At 40.6% G+C, this 25,377-nt stretch carries 24 protein-coding genes; 13 read left to right on the forward strand and 11 right to left on the reverse strand.

The genetic code is table 11. The features are described 5' to 3' along the window. Positions 1–122 precede the first annotated feature (122 nt). From BEGALDRAFT_RS16965 to BEGALDRAFT_RS17005, 9 genes are all read left to right on the forward strand, one after another. The gene (locus tag BEGALDRAFT_RS16965; RefSeq protein WP_002692153.1) at positions 123–326 is read left to right on the forward strand and encodes a cold-shock protein; all 204 of its coding nucleotides are present in this window, start codon (positions 123–125) and stop codon (positions 324–326) included. Between the two features lie 23 nt (positions 327–349). Continuing rightward, entirely contained in the window at positions 350–553 is a 204-nt protein-coding gene (locus BEGALDRAFT_RS16970) for a cold-shock protein (RefSeq protein WP_002692155.1), read from the forward strand. A gap of 23 nt (positions 554–576) precedes the next feature. Continuing rightward, the gene (locus BEGALDRAFT_RS16975) at positions 577–780 is read left to right on the forward strand and encodes a cold-shock protein (RefSeq protein ID WP_002692155.1); all 204 of its coding nucleotides are present in this window, start codon (positions 577–579) and stop codon (positions 778–780) included. Between the two features lie 22 nt (positions 781–802). Beyond that, on the forward strand, positions 803–1,006 hold the full coding sequence (locus tag BEGALDRAFT_RS16980; protein ID WP_002692157.1) for a cold-shock protein: 204 nt from the start codon (positions 803–805) through the stop codon (positions 1,004–1,006). Between the two features lie 33 nt (positions 1,007–1,039). Beyond that, entirely contained in the window at positions 1,040–1,243 is a 204-nt protein-coding gene (locus tag BEGALDRAFT_RS16985; RefSeq protein WP_002692159.1) for a cold-shock protein, read from the forward strand. A gap of 33 nt (positions 1,244–1,276) precedes the next feature. Then, complete coding sequence (locus BEGALDRAFT_RS16990; RefSeq protein ID WP_002692157.1) at positions 1,277–1,480, forward strand: cold-shock protein; 204 nt, start codon at positions 1,277–1,279, stop codon at positions 1,478–1,480. A 30-nt stretch (positions 1,481–1,510) separates the two neighbouring features. Next, positions 1,511–1,714, forward strand: coding sequence for a cold-shock protein (locus tag BEGALDRAFT_RS16995; protein ID WP_002692162.1), 204 nt, complete (start codon positions 1,511–1,513; stop codon positions 1,712–1,714). A 222-nt stretch (positions 1,715–1,936) separates the two neighbouring features. Beyond that, positions 1,937–3,538, forward strand: coding sequence for a glutamine-hydrolyzing GMP synthase (gene guaA, locus BEGALDRAFT_RS17000; protein WP_002692163.1), 1,602 nt, complete (start codon positions 1,937–1,939; stop codon positions 3,536–3,538). 159 nt (positions 3,539–3,697) lie between these two features. Next, complete coding sequence (locus BEGALDRAFT_RS17005) at positions 3,698–4,222, forward strand: methylated-DNA--[protein]-cysteine S-methyltransferase (protein WP_002692165.1); 525 nt, start codon at positions 3,698–3,700, stop codon at positions 4,220–4,222. Here BEGALDRAFT_RS17005 and BEGALDRAFT_RS17010 read toward each other — a convergent pair. Both BEGALDRAFT_RS17010 and BEGALDRAFT_RS17015 read right to left on the reverse strand, forming a co-directional pair. Next, complete coding sequence (locus tag BEGALDRAFT_RS17010) at positions 4,219–4,809, reverse strand: HD domain-containing protein (RefSeq protein WP_002692167.1); 591 nt, start codon at positions 4,807–4,809, stop codon at positions 4,219–4,221. The genes BEGALDRAFT_RS17005 and BEGALDRAFT_RS17010 overlap by 4 nt on opposite strands. Before the next feature lie 10 nt (positions 4,810–4,819). Next, positions 4,820–5,371 (reverse strand): septation protein A, encoded by a 552-nt coding sequence (locus BEGALDRAFT_RS17015; RefSeq protein ID WP_002692169.1) that lies wholly within the window; start codon positions 5,369–5,371, stop codon positions 4,820–4,822. Between the two features lie 126 nt (positions 5,372–5,497). On the opposite strand from BEGALDRAFT_RS17015, the gene BEGALDRAFT_RS17020 reads away from it, so the two are divergent. Beyond that, on the forward strand, positions 5,498–8,635 hold the full coding sequence (locus BEGALDRAFT_RS17020; RefSeq protein WP_002692171.1) for a PKD domain-containing protein: 3,138 nt from the start codon (positions 5,498–5,500) through the stop codon (positions 8,633–8,635). 671 nt (positions 8,636–9,306) lie between these two features. Here BEGALDRAFT_RS17020 and BEGALDRAFT_RS18570 read toward each other — a convergent pair. The 9 genes from BEGALDRAFT_RS18570 to ndk form a co-directional block, all read right to left on the reverse strand. After that, entirely contained in the window at positions 9,307–13,086 is a 3,780-nt protein-coding gene (locus tag BEGALDRAFT_RS18570) for a PAS domain S-box protein (RefSeq protein ID WP_002692173.1), read from the reverse strand. A 304-nt stretch (positions 13,087–13,390) separates the two neighbouring features. Beyond that, positions 13,391–14,539 (reverse strand): outer membrane protein assembly factor BamB, encoded by a 1,149-nt coding sequence (gene bamB / locus BEGALDRAFT_RS17030; protein WP_002692175.1) that lies wholly within the window; start codon positions 14,537–14,539, stop codon positions 13,391–13,393. A gap of 2 nt (positions 14,540–14,541) precedes the next feature. Next, positions 14,542–15,591 carry a tetratricopeptide repeat protein gene (locus BEGALDRAFT_RS17035; RefSeq protein WP_002692177.1) on the reverse strand — a complete coding sequence of 350 codons (1,050 nt, stop codon included), beginning with the start codon at positions 15,589–15,591 and terminating at the stop codon, positions 14,542–14,544. A gap of 101 nt (positions 15,592–15,692) precedes the next feature. Continuing rightward, entirely contained in the window at positions 15,693–16,979 is a 1,287-nt protein-coding gene (gene hisS, locus BEGALDRAFT_RS17040; RefSeq protein ID WP_002692179.1) for a histidine--tRNA ligase, read from the reverse strand. A 155-nt stretch (positions 16,980–17,134) separates the two neighbouring features. After that, positions 17,135–18,265 carry a flavodoxin-dependent (E)-4-hydroxy-3-methylbut-2-enyl-diphosphate synthase gene (ispG, locus tag BEGALDRAFT_RS17045; RefSeq protein ID WP_002692181.1) on the reverse strand — a complete coding sequence of 377 codons (1,131 nt, stop codon included), beginning with the start codon at positions 18,263–18,265 and terminating at the stop codon, positions 17,135–17,137. A gap of 14 nt (positions 18,266–18,279) precedes the next feature. Beyond that, the gene (locus tag BEGALDRAFT_RS17050; protein ID WP_002692182.1) at positions 18,280–19,626 is read right to left on the reverse strand and encodes a RodZ domain-containing protein; all 1,347 of its coding nucleotides are present in this window, start codon (positions 19,624–19,626) and stop codon (positions 18,280–18,282) included. Next, positions 19,623–20,420, reverse strand: a complete 798-nt coding sequence (gene pilW / locus BEGALDRAFT_RS17055; protein ID WP_002692184.1) for a type IV pilus biogenesis/stability protein PilW — start codon at positions 20,418–20,420, stop codon at positions 19,623–19,625. Before pilW ends, BEGALDRAFT_RS17050 begins: the two co-directional genes overlap by 4 nt. Beyond that, positions 20,417–21,544, reverse strand: coding sequence for a bifunctional tRNA (adenosine(37)-C2)-methyltransferase TrmG/ribosomal RNA large subunit methyltransferase RlmN (locus tag BEGALDRAFT_RS17060; protein ID WP_002692186.1), 1,128 nt, complete (start codon positions 21,542–21,544; stop codon positions 20,417–20,419). The genes pilW and BEGALDRAFT_RS17060 overlap by 4 nt, the downstream gene beginning before the upstream one ends. 178 nt (positions 21,545–21,722) lie before the next feature. Further along, a complete protein-coding gene (gene ndk / locus BEGALDRAFT_RS17065) occupies positions 21,723–22,154 on the reverse strand; it encodes a nucleoside-diphosphate kinase (protein ID WP_002692188.1) in 432 nt (143 codons plus the stop codon). A 741-nt stretch (positions 22,155–22,895) separates the two neighbouring features. Here ndk and BEGALDRAFT_RS17070 point away from each other — a divergent pair. The 3 genes from BEGALDRAFT_RS17070 (at position 22,896) to glk (ending at position 25,230) form a co-directional block, all read left to right on the forward strand. Next, complete coding sequence (locus tag BEGALDRAFT_RS17070; RefSeq protein WP_002692190.1) at positions 22,896–23,300, forward strand: hypothetical protein; 405 nt, start codon at positions 22,896–22,898, stop codon at positions 23,298–23,300. Between the two features lie 206 nt (positions 23,301–23,506). Beyond that, a complete protein-coding gene (locus BEGALDRAFT_RS17075) occupies positions 23,507–24,256 on the forward strand; it encodes a HesA/MoeB/ThiF family protein (protein ID WP_002692191.1) in 750 nt (249 codons plus the stop codon). Further along, positions 24,253–25,230, forward strand: a complete 978-nt coding sequence (gene glk / locus BEGALDRAFT_RS17080) for a glucokinase (RefSeq protein WP_002692193.1) — start codon at positions 24,253–24,255, stop codon at positions 25,228–25,230. The genes BEGALDRAFT_RS17075 and glk overlap by 4 nt, the downstream gene beginning before the upstream one ends. The last annotated feature ends 147 nt before the right edge of the window (positions 25,231–25,377 follow it).

A 25,377-nucleotide genomic window follows, 5' to 3' on the forward strand; every position in this document is an offset into this window, starting at 1 on the left:
CTATTAATAAAACATACAATAAAGCTGTTTCTAATGAGTTATTTTTCAAGCGAAGTAATGCTGTCATTTTACAAAGTAATGATGGTAGTAGGTATTAAACAAGTAAATGAGGTTTTTTTTTCATGCAAACAGGCACTGTAAAGTGGTTTAACGAATCTAAGGGTTTTGGCTTTCTTGCGCCTGATGATGGCAGTAAAGATGTGTTTGTCCATTTCTCCACTATTCAATCCAGCGGCTTCAAGACTTTAAAAGAAGGTCAAGCCGTACAATTTGAAGCAAAAATGGGTCCTAAAGGCTTGCAAACTTCTGTTTGCATTCCTCTTTAATTTTTCAGCACTGAGGATTTTTCATGCAAACAGGTACAGTTAAGTGGTTTAACGAATCTAAAGGCTTCGGCTTTTTAGCTCCTGATGACGGTGGTAAAGATGTGTTCGTCCATTTCTCTACTATCCAATCCAGCGGTTTCAAGACTTTAAAAGAAGGTCAAGCCGTACAATTTGAAGCCCAAATGGGCCCTAAAGGCTTGCAAACTTCTGTTTGCATTCCTCTTTAATTTTTCAGCACTGAGGATTTTTCATGCAAACAGGTACAGTTAAGTGGTTTAATGAATCTAAAGGCTTCGGCTTTTTAGCTCCTGATGACGGTGGTAAAGATGTGTTCGTCCATTTCTCTACTATCCAATCCAGCGGTTTCAAGACTTTAAAAGAAGGTCAAGCCGTGCAATTTGAAGCCCAAATGGGCCCTAAAGGCTTGCAAACTTCTGTTTGCATTCCTCTTTAATTTTCAGCACTGAGGATTTTTCATGCAAACAGGTACAGTTAAGTGGTTTAACGAATCTAAAGGCTTCGGCTTTTTAGCCCCTGATAATGGTGGCAAAGATGTATTCGTACATTTCTCCACTATTCAATCCAGCGGTTTTAAGACTTTAAAAGAAGGTCAAGCCGTACAATTTGAAGCCCAAATGGGTCCTAAAGGCTTGCAAACTTCTGTTTGCCTTCCTCTCTAATCTACATTAATAATCAACATTGAGGATTTTTTCATGCAAACAGGTACAGTTAAGTGGTTTAACGAATCTAAAGGCTTCGGCTTTTTAGCCCCTGATGACGGTAGCAAAGACGTATTCGTTCATTTCTCCACCATCCAATCCAGCGGTTTCAAGACCTTAAAAGAAGGTCAAGCCGTGCAATTTGAAGCCCAAATGGGTCCTAAAGGCTTGCAAACTTCTGTTTGCCTTCCTCTCTAATCTACATTAATAATCAACATTGAGGATTTTTTCATGCAAACAGGTACAGTTAAGTGGTTTAACGAATCTAAAGGCTTCGGCTTTTTAGCTCCTGATAATGGCGGTAAAGACGTGTTCGTTCATTTCTCCACCATCCAGTCCAGCGGTTTCAAGACCTTAAAAGAAGGTCAAGCCGTACAATTTGAAGCCCAGATGGGTCCTAAAGGCTTGCAAACTTCTGTTTGCCTTCCTCTCTAATCTACATTAATCAACATTGAGGATTTTTTCATGCAAACAGGTACAGTTAAGTGGTTTAACGAATCTAAAGGCTTCGGCTTTTTAGCCCCTGATGACGGTGGTAAAGACGTATTCGTCCATTTCTCCACTATTCAATCTGGCGGTTTCAAGACCTTAAAAGAAGGTCAAGCCGTGCAATTTGAAGCCCAGATGGGTCCTAAAGGTTTACAAACTTCCGTATGTATCCCTTTATAAACCATTACTTGTCTAAGTAATAATTAAGCCGTTACTCCCAAAAAGTAACGGCTTTTTTTATGTTTTTTCCATAAAATCAATATCTAGTCTTTAAACTATTTTATCTGATTTTTCTTAGAAAAATTAGTTCATGTCTAAAAACAAACGCTCGTTTGTTATCCCCTATGCTACAATTCCCCTCTTTTCTTTCAGCACGCCACGCGAAACTGTAGTGAATTGACTATGCAAAACATCCACGCTCATCGAATCCTAATTTTAGATTTTGGTTCTCAATATACCCAACTGATTGCCCGTCGTATTCGCGAAATCGGCGTTTATTGCGAGATTCATGCGTATGATATGCCAACAGAGGCAATTAAAGCCTTTAATCCTAAAGGAATTATTCTATCTGGCAGTCCTGAATCTGTTACTGATACAGTTACCAATTTTCGTGCGCCTGATTGCGTCTTTACTTTAGGCGTGCCTGTGTTGGGTATTTGCTATGGGATGCAAACCATGGCAGTACAATTAGGCGGAAAAGTAGAATCTTCTAATTTACGCGAGTTTGGATATGCACAAATTCGGGCGCGTGGGCATTCTCAGTTATTAAAAGACATTGCCGACCATGTGACGGATGAAGGGCATGGCATGTTAGATGTTTGGATGAGTCATGGGGATAAAGTCACCGCGTTACCGCCCAATTTTACCCTGATTGCCGCTAGTGAAAATTCACCCATTGCAGGTATGGCAGATGAAAGCCGTCAGTTTTATGGCGTGCAGTTTCATCCTGAAGTGACACATACGAAGCAAGGTTTATATATTTTACAACGCTTTGTACATACAATTTGTCATTGTGAAGCATTATGGACATCACAAAATATTATCGAAGACAGTATTCAAGCCATTCGTCAGCAAGTTGGTGATGAAGAAGTTTTGCTCGCGCTATCAGGCGGGGTTGATTCCTCAGTCGTTGCCATGTTATTGCATCGTGCGATTGGTCAACAATTAACTTGTGTTTTTGTAGATAACGGCTTGTTACGCTTGAATGAAGGTGCGCAAGTGATGCAGATGTTTGCGCAACATTTGGGCATTAAAGTGATTAAAGTCGATGCTGAACAACGTTTTTTAACCGCGTTACAAGGGGTGAGTGACCCAGAGCAAAAACGTAAAATTATCGGTAATTTATTTATTCAAGTGTTTGAAGAAGAAGCTAAGCGTTTAGATGCAGAAGGACATCAGCGCGGGACAGGTTTCCGTTGGTTAGCGCAAGGAACGATTTATCCTGATGTTATTGAATCCGCTGGCTCTAAAACGGGTAAAGCGCATGTGATTAAATCACATCATAATGTTGGCGGGCTACCTGAAAAAATGCATTTAAAACTGGTTGAACCCTTGCGCGAATTATTCAAGGATGAAGTGCGCAAACTCGGTTTAGAATTGGGTTTACCGATGGAAATGGTTTATCGTCATCCGTTTCCTGGTCCAGGGCTAGGCGTGCGGATTTTGGGCGAAGTGAAAAAAGAATATGCCGATATTTTGCGTCTTGCGGATGCAATTTTTATTGAAGAATTGCGTAAACAAGGGTGGTATGACAAAACCAGTCAAGCCTTTGCGGTTTTCTTGCCTGTGCGTTCTGTGGGTGTGATGGGCGATGCACGTAAATACGAATATGTCATTTCATTGCGAGCGGTTGAAACTATTGACTTTATGACAGCACGTTGGGCACATTTGCCTTATGAATTATTAGAAACTTTATCGAATCGGATTATCAATGAAGTCGCTGGCATTTCACGGGTTTGTTATGACGTATCCAGTAAGCCACCCGCAACAATTGAGTGGGAATAAAGTATTATTTATTGATATTTAAAGATTAATTTAAAAAGCGTGTTATCTCGTTTAATTAAGATAACGCGCTTAATTTTTTGGATTTTTGGCTACACTGTTACTGTTTAAGTATTTTTATGAATCATAACTCTTTTAAATGTGGACAGTGAGGTTTCGAAAATGATAAACATTCATACATTATCCGCTGATACAGCCATGACGATTTATTATGGTCAGCATCAGACCCCATTCGGTATGGGTTTATTAGGTATGACAGAAGCGGAAGAAATTTGCTATTTCAGTTTATCCACCACGATAGAAGGGGCTGAACAAGCGTTAATGCGTCATTGGTCACAAGCAACTTGTATTCAGGCACAGGAAAAAACTGCTCCGTTGATGTCAGCCATTTTTCAGCCTGCACCTGCTGTTACGCTATGTCTGCAAGGTTCAGCATTTCAACAACAAGTCTGGAAGCAATTATTAAATATCCCATTTGCAAGTACGACTAGCTATGGCGCGTTAGCGCGACAACTCGGGCAACCGCAAGCGGCGCGGGCGGTTGGGCAGGCTGTGGCAAGAAATTATATTGCTTTCTTAATTCCTTGCCATCGTGTGATTCGTCAATCGGGCGAGTTGGGCAATTATCGCTGGGGGATTGCGCGTAAACAGCAATTATTAGCGTGGGAAAAATCACACGCGCATTAAGCAACTTGGCTCGATTGGCGGGCGGTTAGCACTTGGCGAGTTTGTTGGACAAGTTGGTCGAACTCTGCTTCTAAAATAGGGTTAACGCCACGTATGCCTTGAATAACTTGTTCACTCCATTGTACATATTCTAAACAGCGTGTGACTGACCACGTTTGTGGCGGTGTGTAAAGAATATCGCGCACATTACAGATTTTATCTGCTAATTTCACCAATTTAGCGGAATGGGATTTATGGGGCGCACGTTCCACTTGTAAGCGTTTACGCTCGGCTTTTTCCAGACTTTTATCGTCTGTCACTTCTTGAACGATGTTTAACACGGTTAGACCGAATAAGTTTTGAATTTCGTCTGCCTGTGTATTGGTATCTTCTAAGGTATCGTGCAATAGTGCGGCGATAATAACCGCTATATCATAGACTTTTCCCACCTCCCAGAGTAAGGTAGCGACCTGAATTGGGTGATTAATGTAGGGTGATACTTGTTTATCACGTCGTCGTTGGTCGCGGTGTTTATCGGCAGAGAATCGCAATGCCTTTAATAATTGGGCGACTTCTTCTGCGGAAAAATAAATTGTCGTTTCTAACATGATGACCTACTCACTGCGTCATTGATGTTGTTTCTTCTTCGATATAGCGTGCTAAGTAGAGGCTTTGAAAGATAATAAACAACATGGTTAATCCCATTGTCCCAAAGAGTTTAAAGTTAACCCATGTGTCTGTTTCAAAATGGAAAGCAACGTATAAATTTAAGAATCCCATGACAATAAAAAAGCCTATCCATGCATAATTTAAATGTTGCCAGACTTGGGTTGTCGTCACTTGTACAGCGGTTTCTAACATGCGCTGTATCAAATTTTTCTCTCCAATGAATTGACTAGCAAGTAATGCACCTGCAAAGACGAAATCGATTAAGGTGGGTTTCCATTTAATAAAAGTTTCGTCGTGCAAGACTAATGTCATTCCGCCAAAGACAATAACAATCGCTAGTGTAACCAGTTGCATATTGTCATAGCGACGATGTTGAATGCGGTAAGTTATGACTTGAATTAACGAGGCAACAATAGCAACGGCAGTTGCAACATAAATATCTGTGGTCTTATATGCAATAAAAAATAATAAGATAGGGAAAAAATCATAGAGGAATTTCATATTTTACACGTAATCCAATGAGATAAAAAAAGATTTGTCAAATTATAGCTGAATTTGCTAATTTCTTGACATTAAACCCTTGTAAGGTGTGCTTACTATTATTTCGCGAGTGTTGGGAGAGATTGCATGATATATCAGAGTATTAAACGAGTTTGCACGGCGATAATGCGCTATCGTCAAGCTGTGCGACGCAACTATATAACCAAACTGAATTTTTTACTAGCCATGCTATTGATAATGGGTAGTTTATTACCTGTTAGTAGCTATGCAGTGTTTACATTGCGCGATGGACAAAATTTTGTTTATGACATCGAAACGAATGGCATTTTAGCAAAAGGTTCGTTCAATGCTTATGCCAATATGTATCGGTTACGCATTAATAATGTGAATTATCTCGGTGATGTTGCACAATTATCTGCGGATGGGCGAGAGGTTTATTTATCCAAATTCACAGAACCTGTGAGTGGGTTGCAGGTTGAACGCCGTATTTATGTGGCAAAAACTGGCGATTTTGCCCGTTATATGGATGTTGTGGGCAATCCAACAACGCAGAGTAAGAGTGTGACCTTAGAAATTTCAGGCACATTAGGTGCGGGTGTGAATACAACTCTAGCAGATAGTCGGAGTAATTATTTAATCACGCAAACGGTTGTTAATAATAAGGTCGTTAATACCAGCCCAACCTTATTGCATTATCATTCTCAAGCAGGGGGCGCAATTACAGCAACTCATCAACTCAATGGCGGACAATTAAATTGGACTTATCCCGTCATAACGATTCCTGCAAATAGTACACGACGCATTATCTATTTTATCGCGCAAGCAGATGATAAAAAAATTGCAACAGATATAGCGACATATATTGCTTTTAATCCCAGTAGCTTGTATGAAAATATTGAAGCAAGCACACGCAGTGAAATCGTCAACTTTACCCCGCCAAATCCAAATCCAAGCAACGATTTTAGTAGCGCGATTGCCTTAAGCATGAATGAAATTCGTCAAGGTAACTTAGAGGATAGCGATGCTTTTTCTCATCAACGTGCGGGAACTCCCTCTGATAAATATTTATTAAACCTTGCAAAAGGGGAAAGCGTGACGTTAAAAGCGGCGGCTGCGTTTAACACCTATCTTTATCTGTTTAATGACGTAGCAGGAACACAAGTTTTAACAGCGAATGACGATAAAAATAAATATACACAGCAGGCAGAAATCAGCTTTACCGCACCTGAGAGTAAAACATATTACATAGAAGTGACCGCGCTCGATAGACAAGAGCGAGGAGCATACAGCCTAAGCGTTAGCGCAAGTCAGCGCAATCAAGCTCCTAAAGCACATACATTCGCCATGACAGGGCAAAATGGGACAGCTCCCGCAACTTTTACCTTTACTGATTTCAGCCAAGATACAGACGGTCATATTACGCAACGGTGTTGGCAGTTTGGTGATGGTAGCGCGAGCCAATGCACAACGGGTAATACCATCAGTTATACCTATAGCAATGCAGGACAATACATTGTCGGTCTAACTGTAACCGATGATAAAAACGCAGTGGATACACAAACCGATGTTGCTTACGTTAGCCTGCCTGTTGAAGGCGTTGTTTTACCCTTAGCGAATATTGTAACGGGTGAATTAAGCACGAATGACAACCGTTCACGGACACGAGTGAATGCACTAACTGACCGTTACGTCATCACCGCACCCAATGTGGGTGAGGAACTGGTCTTAGAAATGTCTTCCGAACGCTTTGATAGTTATTTATACCTATACGACCAATATAACCGTCTTGTCCGTCAAGATGATAATAGCGGCGGTGGAAAAACAGCAAAAGTACGCTATACCCCCACTTATACAGGTAATTTATACGTAGAAGCGACTTCTTACAATGATAATCAACTGGGTTTTTATACCTTATCTTTGCAAAAAGTCAGTGAAGCGACAACGGTTAATGTCACCTTAGAAGCCTCAACCATGCTGAGTAATCCCCTGCAAAATCTTTTTGTTGCACGATTACCTGACAGCTTTAATGCCAATTTCTTCTTATGGAATTTTGGAGATAACACCGCCACTTTAAGCACTGACGAAGCCATTGCTTCCCATACATACAGCCGTGCAGGCACTTATACGGTAAGCGTGATTGCCAGCAATACAAATGGTGACAGAGTGACAGGCTCAAAATCCTTCTTTATCAACAGTCAAGTGATAATCCCACAAGCCAACTTTAGCGCGACTCCGTTATTTGGAGAAATTCCGCTCCCTGTCTTTTTCACTAATCAATCCAGTTCTGGACTGATTGGCGATGTGTTGCACTATATTTGGGATTTCGGTGACGGGCAAATTGCGACAGATAGCACGCCCAGTCATACCTTTACCGCAGCAGGCACTTATCAAACTGTATTAAGAACTTACTCCACCTTAACGCAACAAAGTAATTCTTATACTGTTCCCATTACCGTGATTGACCGCGCCAGCGAAAATATCACCATGACTGGCATTACCCGTTTACGTCCCCAAGTCTTAATGGGCGGATTAGACCCCATGCTAGTCGATTTACTTGAAACTGACATGAAAGTCTTCGCCATTGTCCGTGCAGGCAATGCGAAAATTCAGACAGTTCGACTACTATTAAATGGCAGCGATTACAGCCTCTCGTTACAACATGTCGCAACTTACAGCAATGGCGACCAACGCTATGAAGCCATGTTTCCCTTATATCGTGGTATTTTCCCCGCTATCACACTGGGCGATTTATTCGGTGCAAAAGAGGGACAATTTAGAATTCAAGTGGATGACATTAACGGACAATTCCATGCCTTTCCTAACTTAGAAATCGGCAGTAATGCAACCCTTACAACGACTCCTTTAGCACTAAAAATTGAACCGATTCGCGCTTTAAAAGTGCGTCGTCGTCAACCGCAAGTCCTCGCAGCAGGGTTTGACCCCGCCTTAGTGGATTTAAACGATACTCAATTTACCGTTAAAGCCATTATCCGTGAAGGAATTTCACCCATACAAAGCGTGCTACTAAAACAGAACCAAGGTAGCTTTGCCGTTGCCATGCATTTACTGGAAACCCTGCCCGATGGCGATTACCTCTACGGTGTTACTTTTGCCTACCCACAAGAAGCTTTTAGCAACTTGACATTAGGCAATATTTGGAGCAATCAAAACAGCCTTGAATACTTTAGCGTTGTTGTGACTGACCAAGCAGGCAATAACCATCGCTATCCTGAATTCAAGATAGGCAACTATCCTGCACAGTAAAAAACTAAACAGAGATAAAGATAATCTCCCTCAAATTCCTTGCTAAAAAAAGCGTTGAGGGAGATTTAAAAAATTGCTACAAAATTGCCTTCTGAAACAGTATATTATAGCAACCATACCATAAAGTAACCTGAGTTCGGCGAGTTTTATAAAATAAAACAGAGACCTGCTAGGTTTTCAAAACCTAGCAGGTCTGTCGGAACACGCGAAAAGAATTCACCAGAGAAGATTAAAAGATTGTCTGAATCAGGATTTTCAGAATTAACAGAATTAACAGAATTAACAGAATTTAAAACCCTAAAACCAAAAATTTAAGGTGAATAACGCTTTTTAATTCTGCTAATTCTGAAAATTCTGATTCAGACAAACTGTTGTCTTTTTAAAAGAAACTCGCCGAACTCAGGTTATTTATAACTTGAGTTCGGCGAGATTTATAAAATAAAACAGAGACCTGCTAGGTTTTGAAAACCTAGCAGGTCTTTTTTTGTCTGAATCAGAATTTTCAGAATTAAAAACAATTAAAAACATAATTTTTATTCTTTTAATTTTCTTGTCTTTTTAATTCTGTTAATTCTGAAAATTCTGATTCAGACAATCTTTTAATCCTGAAAATCCTGATTCAGACAAACTGTTGTCTTTTTAAAAGAAACTCGCAGAATTCAGGTTAATATTTATAACATTTTTTTTAATGCCGTGAGGACACGCTCATATTCAAAGTTATCAATGCATACTTTCAGTATATCGGCTAAATCGGGATGATTTTGTTTTAAGGTTAATAGTAATGTGTCTAAACGGTCTAAATCTACGCTGTAGAGTGCATCTCGGAGAGCTATTTGTAGCTCTGTCGGTAAGGCTTGCAATTCATCTAGTTGTAAATTGGTAATTTTTGGCGGTGGAATAGTGGGGAGCGTGTTTTCTGCATAACGATACTGTACCCCTAAATATTGGGCGAGTTTTTCAAAAATAACTTCTTCTTTAAAGGGTTTCGTCACAAAGTCGTCGCACCCTGCTTCTAGCATGGCGGCGCGTTCTTCTTCAAATGCACCCGCTGTGAGTGCAATGATAACGGTACGGTGTCCTGTTTTTCGCGCTTTAATACTTCGTGTTGCAGCAACGCCATCCATCACAGGCATACGAATATCCATCCAAATTAAATGCGGTTGCCATTTTGCCCAAATGGCGACGGCTTCTTGTCCGTTTGCGGCTTTTTGTACAGCAAACCCTAAAGGTTCTAGTAAACGACTGATTAGCTCTCTATTTTCCCAGCGGTCTTCTACCACGAGGAGGCGGTAAACAGGTTGATTCGGTGCTAAACCAATAATACGGCGTGCTGTATCTTTAAAGGGAACATCTGTTGCGTCAATGGGTGTCACATTGATATCAAAAGAAAAAGTTGTTCCTTGTCCGACCCAGCTTTCAACGGTAATTTCTCCGCCCATTAAGCGGACAAATTCTTGACTAATCCGCAAACCAAGTCCTGTGCCTTCTTGTGCTTGTTGTCCTGTGGTGGTTTGTCCAAATGCTTTAAATAGTTGACTCAGTTCATGTTGTGCAATGCCTAAGCCTGTATCTTTAACTTTGAAAAACAAGCGGACTTTGTCCGCTTCTGGCTTTGTGTGGGTAATGATTAGGCTAATATTGCCCGTGTTGGTGAACTTAATCGCGTTACCTAGTAAGTTAATCAGCACTTGTCGTAATTTATTTTCATCGGTACGGACGTAGTGTGGCAATGTATCAGGGCGTTGAAAGATTAAGTTAAGGTTTTTATTGGTTGCTTGTAAATGGAATAGGTCATGTAAGCCATTGAGCAGATGATATAAATCAAAATTTTGTTCGTTTAACATCATGCGACCTGCTTCAATCTTAGACATGGCGAGAACGTCGTTGATTAAGGCAAGTAAATGTTCTCCACTACGATTAATAATTTCTAAATTTTCTTGTAGGCTTGGGGTAATGTGGGCATCGCGTTGCATGAGTTGTGAGAAGCCTAGAATGGCATTCATGGGCGTGCGTAATTCGTGGCTCATATTGGCTAAGAAGGCACTTTTTGCACGGTTTGCGGCTTCAGCTTGGTTTTTAGCTTGGCGTAACGATTCTTCAATCTGTTTGTGTTCTGTAATATCGGTGAATGTCCAGACAAAGCCCCCATCTAAAATGGGAAAGTGTCCCATTTCTATAACTCTGTCATCTAAGAGGGGAAGTTCCGTCGTAAAGTTATCCGTGCGTTGTGCAGATTGTAGGATGTTTTTTAAGACAAAATTGCTACCGTATGCACGATCTAGCCAATCTTTGACAATTTGTTGGAAATTCGTGTGTTGGCGTAAAAAGTCAGCAGAGAAATTAAATAGTTTGGTGACACGTTGATTATAAGCGACAAGATTCCATTCTTTATCAACCATGAGAATGCCTTGCCCCATATTTTCTAAGGTGGCTTCTAAAATTCGGGTTTTTTGCGCAATGTTTTCTTCGGCATGTTTACGAACAGTAATATCTTCAACAATACATAGAATATATAAAGGATTGTGTTGTTCATCAAAAATAGGCACTTTAACGGGTTGTAAAACACGATGTCCTAAATTTGGGCTGTCGATTTGTGTTTCTGCAATTTCTAAGGCTTGCCCATAATTTAAAACGACTTCGTCGCTTTGTGTGAGTTTATTGGCTAAGTCATCGGGCATACAGTCATGTGCAATCCGTCCTAATACGTTTTCTGCATTAAAACCAAAAAATTGTTCACAGGCTTTATTCCATGCCACAAATTCAAAACCACAATCCCGTACATCGCGCACAAAAACCGCAACGGGTAGGCTATCTATCAGCGTTTGTAAAAATTGTTGATTTTTTCGCAGGGCTTCTTCTGCTTGTTGGCGTTTTTGTTCGTTATGAAAGGCTTCTATGAGTTGGCTAAAGGTGCGTAGAATGGGTTCTAAACTGTCCGCAAGTTCTTCAGTATAGCCTGTTAGGCGATTGTGTAGCCCTAAGACACCGATTAGGTGTTCACCACGATAAAGCGGAAGCCCTAAAAAGTTTTGTACTGGTGGATAATGACGGGGTAATTCATGGGTTTCAGTTAATGGTTCGTTGATAAGTATTCGTTCGCCACGATGGATGACCATGCCTAAGGCATTGTTAAGTTTATAAATATAATGTCCTGCGAGGGCTAAAGGTTGAAAACGGTTGTTGGGTTTGCCTGTATTGTCGTCAGGCGTAATTAAGTAGCCAATAGCATGGCATTTGAGTTGTGCTTGTCCGATTGGGTCGTATAAGACATCAGCAATGAAACCGAAGGAGCTTTCGGTTAACTCCAAAATTTGTTGGAGCATGGTTTCAAAGACTAGTCGTGATTCGTTATTGCGAATAAACAGGGAGAGGACTTGACTGATTAGGGATAGTTCTGCTGTACGTTGTGCAACACGTTGTTCTAACTCTGTATTCAACCGTTTTATTTCGGCTTCGGCTTTTTTGTGTTCGGTAATATCGACAACTTGTGTAATTAAATATAAGGGTTTGCCGTTAATATCGCGTTGTAGGGTTGAACTAATCGCTGCCCAAACAATATGTCCATCACGATGAATATAGCGTTTTTCCAAAGGATGTGGACTGATGCTGTATTCTAAAATTTGCATAAGCCATTGTTGGTCATTGGCTTCTTCTATGCTGGGGGTGAAATCTGCTTCATTACGGTTAATAACTTCATGTGGTGGATAGCCTAACATGAGACAAAAGCTATTATTTGCTTGTTGAATTTGTCGGTCTAATCCCGTTAAGGTCATGCCTATCGGCGCGTTTTCAAAAGCTTTACGGAAACGGTTTTCACTTTCGCGTAATGCAACCTCAGCTTGTTTGCGTTCAGTAATATCTTGAATATGGGTAATGCGGTAATTGCTGTTTGGGAGTAAAGATGAACTGACTGCTGCCCAAATCGTGCGCCCTGTTTTGTGTAAATAGCGTTTTTCGCCAATAGCTAAGGGTTTGAGCGGGTTCGCTGTTTCAAACAGTTGGCGGTTAAGCATGAGATCATCAGGATGGGTAATTTCACTGACGGTTTTGCTCAATAATTCATTACGGCTATAACCAAGCATTTGGCAGATGGCTTGATTGGCTTGTAGAAAACGATGGGTTTGGTTATCTATCAACATCATTCCAATCGGCGCGTTTTCAAAAATAGCACGGAAGTAGTTTTCACTTTCAAACAGGGTATCTAATGTTTCGTTGGTATCTAAGCGTAAGGTATGCGCATTATCATGTGTGTGGCGTATCCAGTACCATAGTAATAAGTGCAAAATAAAGGCACTGCCAACACCGCCGATAATAAATTCAGGGTGTAATTGATACCATTCTGTAAATCCAAGTAGCCAAGTAATGCCTAAAATCGCTAATAAAATCAGTTGAAATAGGATTAATTGACGGCGGGTCGGTGGCGTAATGCGTGGGAGAGAGGAGAAAGACATGCGTATTATCTATAACGACGATGAAGGTGGAGTGCGTGCAGATAAGTTCCCAGTTGAACTATTGCTTATTCTAATCCTGTCTAAGAATTAGCGACTGTAGGGAACTTTCAGTATATAGCAAACGTATTATAAAACGACACGGAGGACTGGCAGTCCTCACAGGACTGCCAGTCCTAGATTTAAATCACTTTATGGTACGGTTACTATAGAGTCGTCATGATGACAGGGACAAGACGATATCCCTGTCAATCTTATGCAATCAAGAGAAGATAATACGGCTGAAAAAGTCGTGTGTTAAATCAGCCTAATTTTTTAAAACCAGTAGTTTACCATCTCCCGTATAAACAATTAGTTGCTTATCAACGACTAAGGGTGGCGTTAATATCCGCGTACTACTTGTTTTATAACGTGCGACAAATTGCCCATCGTCACGACGTAAATAGTGTAAATAGCCTTCAACATCACCAACAACGACATAGTCTCCGATACTTACAGGGGCTGTTAGGGAACGGGCTTGAAGTTTTTCTTGTTTCCAAAGAGATGCACCCGTATGACGGTCTAATGCCCAAACATGGCTGCGTTGGTCGCTGATATAAACCGCTTTCTCATCAATGCCAATCCCTGCATAAGAAGGGACTTCACGTTGCCATAAGACTTGCCCATTACTTAAGTTAATCGCGGCACTACGTCCTTGATAACTTACTGCATAAATAGTGTCATTCAGTAATTTAGGGTCAGCATCGATGTCGACCATACGTTCTAATTCAGAGCGTCCTTGAGGGATTGCAACAGCAGTTTCCCACATTGTTTTACCTGTATTAGTTTCTAAAGCGGCTAATTTGCCATTGTCAAAACCCACTAAAACAGTTTGTGGTAATAAAATGGGATTGCTATTACCTCTTAAACTCAGTACAGGTACTGCTCGCTCTTGCATCCACATGGTCGTGCCATTTTGACTGCTTAAGCCATAGACTTTACCGTCCACAGTACGAATCACAACCAGTGTGTCATCTGCTTGTGGTGTCGACAATACTTCGCTATTGAGTGAAATACGCCATTTTTCTGCCCCATCATTCTGAGCCAGCGCGACGACATCCCCCTCATTACTCGCAATAAACAGGTTGTCATGATTGACCCCAACACCGCCAGAAATCACCATGTCTAAGCGTTTTTCCCAGCGTTCTTGCCCTGTTTTTACATCAAAGGCATAAACATACCCTTTTGGGGAAGCTGCAAAAACCTGTTGTTCATGGACAGCAGGTTGTAATTTTAAATAGGCATCATCAGCCCCACCGCCAACACTGGTTGACCATACAAGGGATACATCGACACTGGGCGTAAAGTCTTCTAATTTGGCAGGTGTTTCGGTGTTATCTTTATCACCAAAAATAGAACAAGCATTAAGTAAGACAAGCAACGCGCCAAGAGTGGTTAAGCGTGTCTTTTGCATCATGATTATTCCTGCTTAGGTGTTGTGGGAGCGGGTTCAGGTTGTGTAGTGACGGGGGTGTCGTCTTCATTATCCCCAATGGTGGTGGAATAAATATTGTCATTACTGATTGGAGTCGTCGGACGCTTTTGTGCTGTGCTTGTATTTGGATTGCTTAAATCGTGTGTTGTTGCAGGGGGTTGCGCTACAATTTTAGCGGGTAGTTTTACTTCTTCGCGGGTAATTGGCGTGATAGTTGTCTCTGTTGTACTGGTTTGCACAGCAGGGATGGTTATTGTTGTTTCCTGACTGGTCGCTGTGTTCGGATGGGCAACGGCATCAATAACAGTCGCTTTTTGCGTGCTGGGGTTTCCTAAATCAGATTGTACAGGTTCAGGCTTAGGTGGTTCAGGTAAGGTCGGAATAGCGGCTGCAACCACTTGTGCACTTGATAACCCTAAATTGTCCAATTTGATTTGAATATATTGGCGCACATTAGAGGATAACTCTTTGCTTTCTAAGGCTTGTGTATAAGCTGTTTTTGCCGCTTCCAATTGCCCTTCTAAACTAGCAATATCTCCGCGTAATTCTGCATAAGCAGGTGCAAACTCACCAACTTTTACACCGTCAATTAACTTTTTCGCTTCGGCAATATTATTTTCTGCTAAATATAATTTGGCATTACGTAAGCGGGCAATATGTACAAAAGCAGGGAAAGCTGGTTGATTTAACACCCATGCTAATTGTTCATGAGCTGTAGCAAAGTTGTTCGCCTCAACTTCTTCAGCGGCTAATTGGAACGCTCCTAATACGGCATATAAGCTATCACCGTGTTCTTTTTGTAAGCGGGTTAAAGTCTCACGACTACTGTCTAACTGCTTCTTTTCTACCGCTTCAACTAATTGCTCATAAGTCATGGATGACATTTCAGCCGTTTGTGCAACATAGCTTTCCCATGCACGCCAGCCAAAAAGCAAACCAAACCCAATAGCAACCCCGATTAAAATAGAACTTCCATTCTCTTTAAACCACTGTTTAATTGCCTCAACCTGTTCGTTTTCTGTTTGATATTCCACTATGCTTCCTTTTTTCGTGCGATGACTCTATAGAGAGGTAGAGCCTATGTTGTATTTAATACTGTCAATCAGTTAGATAAAGTTATTCGTGAGCAATTATTTTATAAAAATCTTTGCAGGTGATCAGCTAATTCTGTTTGTGCGAGGGTAACTTGAGCTTGATTATCACGCAAATATTTAACCGTAACCCGTTGTTGTGCAACTTCATCATCACCTAAAATGAGGGCAATACGCGCCCCACTTTTATCCGCCCGTTCAAATTGTTTTTTAGCATTACCACCACCGCAATGACTGATAATGCGTAATTCGGGCAATTGGTCACGCAATTGTTCCGCTAATTGTATCCCGTGTTCTACCGCTGTTTGTCCCATCATCACTAAATAAACGTGAGGGTTCGCATTATGGGGCACAAGCCCTGTTTGCTCGACCAGCATTAACAAGCGTTCTAAACCCATAGCGAATCCAATCGCAGGGGTTGCCCGTCCGCCAATCTGCGCCACTAAACTATCGTAACGTCCACCCGCGCAAACTGTACCTTGTGACCCTAACGCGGTTGTCACCCATTCAAAAACAGTGCGGTTGTAATAGTCCAAACCGCGTACTAAGCGGGGATTGACTTGATAAGAAATGCCTGCAAGGTCTAAACGGTGTTTTAATTGCTCAAAATGCTCAATGGACTCAGTATCTAAATGGTCAATTAATTTAGGCGCATTTTGAATCAATGCCTGCATCTCAGGATTTTTACTGTCTAAAATTCGTAACGGGTTCGTGTGCAAACGGCGTTGACTATCTTCATCTAATTGAGTTGGATACGCAGAAAAATAGTCTACCAATCGCGCCCGATAAGCGGTGCGTGCGTCGCTAGACCCTAACGAATTTAATTGTAAACTGAGGTCTTTTAAGCCTAACACCTTGAAACAACGAGCAGACATGATAATTAATTCTGCGTCAATATCTGCACTGGCAATGCCATAAGCTTCTGCGCCTAGTTGGTGAAATTGCCGATACCGCCCTTTCTGTGGTTTCTCATGTCGAAACATTGGACCGGTGTACCATAAACGCGGTGTTTGTCCATAAAATAAACTGTGCTCGATACCCGCACGAACACAAGATGCCGTATTTTCAGGACGTAGGCTTAAACTTTCCGCATCGCTATCCCCTTCCTCAGCCCGATCAATAAAGGTGAACATTTCTTTTTCAACGATGTCGGTCACTTCACCAATAGAACGGCTAAAGAGTTCTGTTTTTTCTAAAATAGGGGTACGAATTTCTTGATAACCATAACTTTCAAACACGCGACGCAATGCAGTTTCCACCGTTTGCCAGTAAGGTGTTTGAGTGGGAAGGATGTCGTTCATCCCACGGACAGATTGAATCGACTTAGACAAGGACTGCTCCTACAAAATACGTAATGAATTAAGAATAATGATGTATAAAATGGGGATGTCGTCAGGCGACATAATTTGCAAGCGATTAAAACACAAATGCACATAGTTTAAAAATCTATGTGCATTTGGAAAAGGCTATTTTTAAGTCAGTGGTGTTAAGCAACGCTTTTAATAGGTATTACACGCGCCTCTGTTGCAGATGGGGTTTCAAGTTTAGCGAGACGCTCGCGAATAACTCGTTCTAGCTCATCGACTAGATTATCATTTTTAAGTTTATAGGTTGGATTACCATCAATATACAACAGATTATTTGGTGTGCCTCCAGCTAATCCCACATGAACTGCTTTAGATTCGCCTGGTCCATTGACAACACAACCAATAATTGCAACATCTAAAGGCGTTAAAATATCTTCTAAACGGCTCTCTAAAGCATTAACGGTTTTAATCACATCAAAATTTTGCCGAGAACAGGAAGGGCAGGCAATTAAATTAATGCCTTTACGCCGTAAATGCAGGCTTTTTAGAATGTCAAAACCAACTTTGATTTCTTCGACAGGGTCAGCCGCTAAGGAAATCCGCAATGTATCGCCAATGCCTTCAGAGAGTAACATTCCTAACGCAATTGCTGATTTGACTGTCCCTGAACGCAAGCCGCCTGCTTCAGTCACGCCTAAATGCAAGGGTTGTTCAGTCTGTTTTGCCAACATGCGATAGGCATCAACTGCCATGAAAACATCAGAGGCTTTCACGCTAATTTTAAAATCGTGAAAGTTTAAAGCATCTAAGATTTCTGCATGACGTAACGCCGATTCGACAATTGCTTCGGCACAAGGTTCAGGGTATTTTTTTTGTAACTCTTTTTCTAAAGAACCCGCATTGACACCAATGCGAATGGGAATTCCTTTGTCGCGCGCGCTATCAACGACCGCACGGATACGGTCTTCGCGCCCGATATTACCAGGGTTAATTCGTAAACAATCAACCCCTAATTCGGCAACACGTAAGGCAATTTTATAATCAAAGTGGATATCTGCGACTAAAGGCACTTGTACGGCTTGTTTTATTTTGCCAAACGCTTCCGCAGCGTCCATGCTTGGAACAGAAACACGCACAATGTCCGCGCCAACTTTTTCTAAACGTTGAATTTGTGCAACCGTTGCCTCGACATCACAAGTTTCCGTGTTTGTCATACTCTGTACGGAAATGGGGGCATCGCCTCCAACTAACACATTGCCTACGCGGATTTGGCGGGAAACTCGACGTTTAATGTTGACTTCATTGTGCATGTGACTAAACCAATTTATTCAAAAGAAGGACGTGTTGTTGCTTGTTCACGGCTTAAGGCTGAACTACTGGTATTACTGGGTTTATTCGCAGTTGTTGTAGTATTGCTTGTTGTCGCGCTCGCTTCATTTGTATTAGCTGGCGCGGGAGCTGTGCCTAAGCTAAACCGCCGTTGTACTTTAACAGGCGTGCTATTGGAATCAATGGTTGTGCCATTGTAATCAACAGTAACACCAAAAATATTCCCTACTTTAAATTTAAAGGGAGGCGTACCCGTTAAGTTTTGTTGCGAACCCGCAGAGGCCGTGCCGTTATATAAAACTTTATTGGTACTGTCTTGTACTTCTATCCACGTTTTTTGGGTGAATTTTAAAACTAATGCGTTAGGATTATGTTCAGTGGCTGTTGTTCCAGTAGGTGCATTAGGCTGAATCACTATCGGCTCGACAGGCGTTGTAGAAGCAGTCGGTTGATTAATTGTAATTGGAATTGCAACAGGGATACTTTGTTGTCCATTTTGTCCCTCATTCGTAGCTGTTTCAGGCGTATCCGTGCTGGATTCTGAAGGGGGCGTGTATTCTGTACTGCTACTAGCCGTTCCACCGTTTAAGGGAACAGGAATTGGAATAGCCGTGCCATTTGCATCAACACTGGTGGGCAGTGGTGCAGGGATTTCACCATTATTACTTGTGTTATCGCTATTACTGGACAGGGAAATTTCTGGATAAATATGCCATAACGCCATGAGTAACATCAGTACCAGAATAATAATGACTGTTCCGACAATGACCCATGAATCACGGCTAGTCATTTGTTTCCGATGTTTTACAGGGGTTTTTAACAGGGGTTGGCTAACACTGGTTGTTTCATCTGCACCAAAAGCTTCAAGCAAAGAGTCGGCAGGAATTTCTAATAATTTTGCATAGCTACGAATATAACCCCGTACAAATACACGAGATGGTAAACGGGTATAATCGTCTGCTTCAATTGCTTGAATCACACTATGATTTAAATATAACTTATCTGCGACACTTTCCAGACTTAAATTCTTTTGTTCGCGGATATAGCGCAATCGCGCTCCTGGTTTCATTTGATTGAATTCAGGACTATCTAATACCAGTGTTGGTTGCGTTATTATTTCATCTTCTCCACTGCTGTTGGTCAACACTTGCACATCATCAATAGAATCACTTTGATTGTCTTTTATACTGTAAAGACGAGAGGCTTGGCTTGTTGAATTCATATCAACCTCTGGCGAAAATGGAGCGGAATATGTAGGAGTTGCGAGTGAGTCTTCTGTCTCTAAGTCTGGTGTTTCCAGTCTGACAGCTTGTGGAGATAAAGGATAAACCCGTCTGTTCATTGTCTTTCTGATTGATTAAGTAGTTGTGTTTGTTCGGATTCTGGAAATTCAGAACGCAGTAACATGGCATAACTGGCTTCAGAATCTTTGTCATGTAACATACGTTCAATACGAACACCTAGCCATAAAGTTTGTGGCGTATGTTTCGCAACAGATGCATAACGTTTTAAATAATCGCGTGCGTTAGCAAATTGTTTTTTATCATAATATAAGTTAGCTAACTGATATAAAGCCAATGGAAAATTTTTGTTAATCTCTAAGGTTTTGCGCAGATAAGCTTCCGATTTATCAAAATTTTGACTACGTGTTGCGCATAATGCTGCATTAATATAGGGAATTTCTGGCGTTCTATAAACAGGATTTTCCAATGACTTCATAAAAGCGGCATCTGCTTCAGCCCAGCGATTTTGCTTACACAAAAATTGACCGTAGTTATTTTGTGCATCTGAATCACGCGGATTTAGTGCAACCGCTCGTTCATAATGTTCTCGAGCAAATTCAGTTTGTCCTATACGTTCATACAACACCGCAATGGCATTATGTGCATCAGGATAGTTGGGGTCTATTGATAACGCCTTTTTTAAGCGTTCTAAGGCGATGTCATAATCCCCCCGTTGCCCCCGTTGCATGTACTGTACCCCTAATTGTAGGTAAATTTCTGCTTTCTCGTTTGCCTTATATTTTTCACCGATTGTATTTTCGGCTATATCATTAGTGGTTGGCTGAGAACTACAGGCACTAAGTACAAGCAAAGAAACAACCAATAATGCCTTATTAAACGGATAGTGTTTCATCCACAACTCTCCTGTTTAATGGGTATGATAGGGACATGTTTTTGTTGGCGGCGACTGCGGTCTTGTACTTTTCCTGCTAATTGTCCACAGGCTGCATCGATGTCATCTCCGCGAGTTTTGCGCGTGAGTGTAATCATACCCGCTTGGATTAAAATATCGCGGAATGTTTCAATCCTTGCAGGGTCTGAACGTTCAAACCCCGTTTGTGGAAACGGATTAAAGGGAATTAAGTTGACCTTAGACGGAACATGACTGAGTAATTTTACCAAGGCTCGCGCATGAGCAGGGGTATCATTAATACCTTTTAACATAACATATTCGAAGGTAACACGACGGCGGTTATCTTCTTCGACATAGGCTCGACAGGCAGCTAATAATTCGGCGATGGGATATTTTTGATTAATCGGAACTAATTGATTACGCAATTCGTCATTGGTTGCATGTAATGAAACGGCAAGATTAACGGGACATTCTTCTTTCAAACGTAATAAAGCAGGAACTATTCCCGCCGTGCTTAACGTAATGCGTCGCCATGATAAACCATAGGCAAAATCATCCATCATCAATTTCATCGCTTTGACAACATGATTGAAATTCGCTAAGGGTTCGCCCATGCCCATCATCACAACGTTACTAATGACACGTGCATAACTTTCATCTAACTGATAGCCTTCCGCTCGTAGTTCATGTTCAGCCAGCCAAAGTTGCGCAATAATCTCCCCCAGTGTGAGATTACGATTAAAGCCTTGTTGTGCAGTCGCACAAAAACGGCAATCTAAAGCACAACCCACTTGAGAAGAAACGCACAACGTACCACGGTCATCTTCAGGAATGAACACCGTTTCGATACAATTACCATCTGCTAATTGTAACAACCACTTACGTGTACCATCTGCGGATTTTTGTGTCGTGACAACTTTAGGTAATGTAATGCAAGCAACGGTTTGAAGCCGTTGACGAAGTGCCTTACTAAAATTTGTCATCTCGTCAAAATTGGTTACACCCTGTTGATGTATCCACTGCAATAATTGCGTTGCACGAAACGGCTTTTCTCCTAATTGTTCGGTAAAAAAAGTCGTCATGTCTTGACGATCAAAATTCAACAAATTAACTACATTTTCCATAAGAACACTTCATTGATTAGCTTTTTGTATAAAAACAATCGGCTATAGGGATAACAACAGAACAAGTAAACGGATATAACGCCAGTATTATATCCGTTTATGTATTCACAAATCATAAGAATGACCGAATAAAGAAGGCAATTTAATCAGTTACAAATTTGTGAATAAGTAAGGCAATTTAACGTGTACGTTTGCAGATTTCGTTTTCTGTAAAGAAATACGCAATTTCAATCTTTGCATTTTCTGCGCTATCAGAACCATGAACCACGTTTTCATCAACGGTTTGTGCAAAATCTGCACGAATTGTGCCTGCTGTTGCTTTTTTCGGATCAGTTGCGCCCATTAAATCACGATTTTGCTGGATGGCATTTTCGCCTTCAAGAACTTGTACAATGACAGGACCAGAAATCATGAAATCTACTAAATCTTTAAAGAAAGGGCGTTCTTTGTGAACAGCATAAAAGCCTTCGGCTTGTTCACGGGTTAAATGTAACATTTTAGCAGCAATAATTTTCAACCCTGCTTTTTCAAAACGAGAGTACACTTCGCCGATAATGTTTTTTGCAACGCCATCAGGCTTAATAATAGATAAAGTACGTTCAATTGCCATTAATAATCACTCCAAAATCATCTTAAAATAGAAATTATACGCAGGTTTGAAACGAGTTGCGACTGTTTAGAAAAATAGTCATCGATAGTCATTGTGCAGGAAAACATTAACTGTTTTCATAAGTAAAAACATGATATAAATCATGTTATAGTAGATTTTATACGTGAGTGTGACATGATAGATGAAAAAAACTTAACTTGTTTTTTTACTGTCGTTATCAAAGAAGAAATTAGCAATAATATAGTTTTTAATTAATTATTTACTAAATAAAATTATAAAGATTCAACGATATTTAAGCATCAATAAACCTTTTATAGACTGATAATTCTGCAATCTATTTAAATTATGCAATGCACAATAAAGTCGCTTGCTTATGCGTAGATATGCGTATTTAGTCCTACCAACAGACCCGCTAAACTCCTAATACAAATAACATTAAGGGTAAAAAATAAATAGTTGTTAATAATTAATACGAATGAAAAATACCATAAAAACCATTTTAAATCATTAATACTAAATGGCTGGTATATTTAAAATATTTCAATAAATATTAGAAATAATAATCACTAAGTGTAGCCTGAAGCAACATTGACAGGATTAAACAAATGGTACGAATAGTGCTGAAACTGAGGGGGCAGTCCGTAGGGATGTCTCAATTTTAGTGCTTTATTTACCTACGATTATTGTGTTTTCTGTCTGTCCGCCTCTCAAATCCTGACCTGATACTGTGGAGATGTGCTGATGAGTTACCATTGTTTAATAATCAAAAACACCAGTGTTTTTACACTGTTTGTAGGTTACCTATTATTGGGAATACACTCACTAGAGGCAAAACCTTATAACTTTGTGAATAAAGAACATGCTACAGAATGTCGTACCAATGCTTATGATATTCAAAAGCAATTATTAACCCTCAATCAATCCTCTATTTCTGAGGCTGAACGCCTTGCCCAACATACAGCAGACCTTGCGATTATTGAATCTCAATTAGAAACAACACTCTGTTATTTTGAGATTTATAATTATTCTAATAATCAAACGAATACTAAATATTATAGTGTCTGTATGTTACATGATGGTGTAAAGTGGATTAGCTGTTTGCTTTATGAAAGCATTAACCCATTTACAAGTATGGCTTATAAATAATCCAATATAATCACAAGCCATTATCTCTACTAATGAAACCCTTAAGGAAATGTGAGTTTAGCGCGTAACAAGAAGGCGAGCCCAGCTTGCCTTTTGCATTTTTGCCTCACTCCTCTTTTTATATGCAAAAGATAGACTGTATTCTTATCTCGTAATACGCTTGTATAAATCGCTTCTTTTTGAGTACCTGCCTAGAGAATACAGCCATGGATGATGAGCAACTACTTCGCTATAGCCGTCAAATTCTACTGCCTCAAGTTGGCATAGAAGGACAAACCCGTTTACAACAAAGTAAAGTTTTAATTATTGGTGTAGGTGGTTTAGGTTCGCCTGTTGCCATGTATCTCGCTGCGGCAGGGGTTGGACATTTATATATCTGCGATTTTGACATGGTCGAATTGTCCAATTTACAACGGCAAATTGTGCATAGCACCCAAGATATTGGGCAGTTAAAAGTGATTTCTGCAAAACGTAAATTAGAAGCACTCAACCCTTTAATCGAAGTAACGCCTATCGCCCATGTTTTAACAGACACCGCTTTATTACACCTAGTCCAACAAGTTGATGTCGTTTTAGATTGCAGTGATAACTTAAGCACTCGTTTTGCCATTAATTCAGCTTGTGTACAAGCGCGTAAACCATTGGTCTCTGGTGCAGCAATTCGTTTAGAAGGACAGATTGCCGTTTTTCACGCAGAAAAACCAGAGAGTCCTTGTTATCGCTGTTTATTTACCCACGAAACAGAAATACAAGAAAGCTGTAGCCAAACAGGTGTTATCGCGCCACTACTAGGTATTTTAGGCAGTATGCAAGCCTTAGAAACCCTAAAGCTACTCATGAATATCGGGGAAACATTAACAGGTAGAATGTTAATTTTTGATGCCTTAACAGCCGAATGGTGTCATGTGCAACTGCACAAAAATCCTAACTGTCCTACTTGTGGAACAATATCATGATATTAGCGGGGGATATTGGTGCAACAAAGACCTTACTCGCCATTTATAACTCAAGCACTATGCAGCCTTTAGTGCAATATAGCTATAGCAGCACGGCGTATGCACATTTTGATGAGTTGCTGCAAACCTTTCTCCACAAGGTCAATAAGCCACATATTGCCGCAATGTGTCTCGGTGTTGCTGGTCCTGTGCTTGCTGGTAGTTGTCAAACTTTAAATCTACCGTGGACATTACACGTCAATAAATTGCAACAACAAACCCATTGTATGCGCGTTCAACTATTAAATGATTTGGAAGCGATGGGGCATGGCATACAACATTTAAGCCCAACCGATTATGATTGTTTAACCCCTGAATTACCCGCACAACAAGGTAATATTGCCTTACTGGCTGCGGGCACAGGTTTAGGCGAAGCTTTTTTATATTGGGATGGTTCACAACATCATGTCATTGCGACAGAAGGCGGACATACCGATTTTGCACCGCAAACTGAGCTAGAAATTGAACTCTTACGCTTTTTACAACGTCAATATCAACATGTCAGTTATGAACGCTTGCTGTCAGGGGTGGGTTTATTCCAGATTTATCAGTTTTTATGTGAATACGATAAACAGGCAGAAGAGCCAGAAATCACGCGACAATTACAAACTGTGCCCGACCCTAGTGCTTTAATTTCTCAATTTGCGATGACACGACATAGCGTCTTATGTACGCGAGCACTGGATATTTTTATGCAGATTTATGGTGCTGAAGCGGGCAATATGGCATTAAAAGTTTTAAGTTATGGGGGGGTTTATTTAGGTGGTGGCATTGCCCCTAAAATTTTAACGGCCCTACAAACATCCTATTTTTTACAAGCATTCCGCGCTAAAGGGCGTTATCAAGTTATTAATGCAAAAATCCCTGTTTATGTTATTTTAAATCAACAAATTGGCTTATTAGGGGCTGCATGGTATGCCAAAACACATTTATAAAAATAGATTTTATTATTAACCTGAGTTCGGCGAGTTTCTTTTAAAAAAGACAACAGCTTGTCTGAATCAGAATTTTCAGAATTAACAGGATTTAAACCCCTTAAACCAAGAAATTAATGCGAATCACGCTTTTTAATTCTGCTAATT

The sequence above is a fragment of the Beggiatoa alba B18LD genome (genome assembly GCF_000245015.1).
GTDB lineage: Bacteria > Pseudomonadota > Gammaproteobacteria > Beggiatoales > Beggiatoaceae > Beggiatoa > Beggiatoa alba.

Coding starts and splice junctions, on each gene's coding strand:
- BEGALDRAFT_RS16965 (WP_002692153.1), top strand. CDS start 123: ATGCAAACAGGCACTGTAAAGTGGTTTAACGAATCTAAGGGTTTTGGC.
- BEGALDRAFT_RS16970 (WP_002692155.1), top strand. CDS start 350: ATGCAAACAGGTACAGTTAAGTGGTTTAACGAATCTAAAGGCTTCGGC.
- BEGALDRAFT_RS16975 (WP_002692155.1), top strand. CDS start 577: ATGCAAACAGGTACAGTTAAGTGGTTTAATGAATCTAAAGGCTTCGGC.
- BEGALDRAFT_RS16980 (WP_002692157.1), top strand. CDS start 803: ATGCAAACAGGTACAGTTAAGTGGTTTAACGAATCTAAAGGCTTCGGC.
- BEGALDRAFT_RS16985 (WP_002692159.1), top strand. CDS start 1,040: ATGCAAACAGGTACAGTTAAGTGGTTTAACGAATCTAAAGGCTTCGGC.
- BEGALDRAFT_RS16990 (WP_002692157.1), top strand. CDS start 1,277: ATGCAAACAGGTACAGTTAAGTGGTTTAACGAATCTAAAGGCTTCGGC.
- BEGALDRAFT_RS16995 (WP_002692162.1), top strand. CDS start 1,511: ATGCAAACAGGTACAGTTAAGTGGTTTAACGAATCTAAAGGCTTCGGC.
- guaA (WP_002692163.1), top strand. CDS start 1,937: ATGCAAAACATCCACGCTCATCGAATCCTAATTTTAGATTTTGGTTCT.
- BEGALDRAFT_RS17005 (WP_002692165.1), top strand. CDS start 3,698: ATGATAAACATTCATACATTATCCGCTGATACAGCCATGACGATTTAT.
- BEGALDRAFT_RS17010 (WP_002692167.1), bottom strand. CDS start 4,809: ATGTTAGAAACGACAATTTATTTTTCCGCAGAAGAAGTCGCCCAATTA.
- BEGALDRAFT_RS17015 (WP_002692169.1), bottom strand. CDS start 5,371: ATGAAATTCCTCTATGATTTTTTCCCTATCTTATTATTTTTTATTGCA.
- BEGALDRAFT_RS17020 (WP_002692171.1), top strand. CDS start 5,498: ATGATATATCAGAGTATTAAACGAGTTTGCACGGCGATAATGCGCTAT.
- BEGALDRAFT_RS18570 (WP_002692173.1), bottom strand. CDS start 13,086: ATGTCTTTCTCCTCTCTCCCACGCATTACGCCACCGACCCGCCGTCAA.
- bamB (WP_002692175.1), bottom strand. CDS start 14,539: ATGATGCAAAAGACACGCTTAACCACTCTTGGCGCGTTGCTTGTCTTA.
- ispG (WP_002692181.1), bottom strand. CDS start 18,265: ATGCACAATGAAGTCAACATTAAACGTCGAGTTTCCCGCCAAATCCGC.
- BEGALDRAFT_RS17050 (WP_002692182.1), bottom strand. CDS start 19,626: ATGAACAGACGGGTTTATCCTTTATCTCCACAAGCTGTCAGACTGGAA.
- pilW (WP_002692184.1), bottom strand. CDS start 20,420: ATGAAACACTATCCGTTTAATAAGGCATTATTGGTTGTTTCTTTGCTT.
- BEGALDRAFT_RS17060 (WP_002692186.1), bottom strand. CDS start 21,544: ATGGAAAATGTAGTTAATTTGTTGAATTTTGATCGTCAAGACATGACG.
- ndk (WP_002692188.1), bottom strand. CDS start 22,154: ATGGCAATTGAACGTACTTTATCTATTATTAAGCCTGATGGCGTTGCA.
- BEGALDRAFT_RS17070 (WP_002692190.1), top strand. CDS start 22,896: ATGAGTTACCATTGTTTAATAATCAAAAACACCAGTGTTTTTACACTG.
- BEGALDRAFT_RS17075 (WP_002692191.1), top strand. CDS start 23,507: ATGGATGATGAGCAACTACTTCGCTATAGCCGTCAAATTCTACTGCCT.
- glk (WP_002692193.1), top strand. CDS start 24,253: ATGATATTAGCGGGGGATATTGGTGCAACAAAGACCTTACTCGCCATT.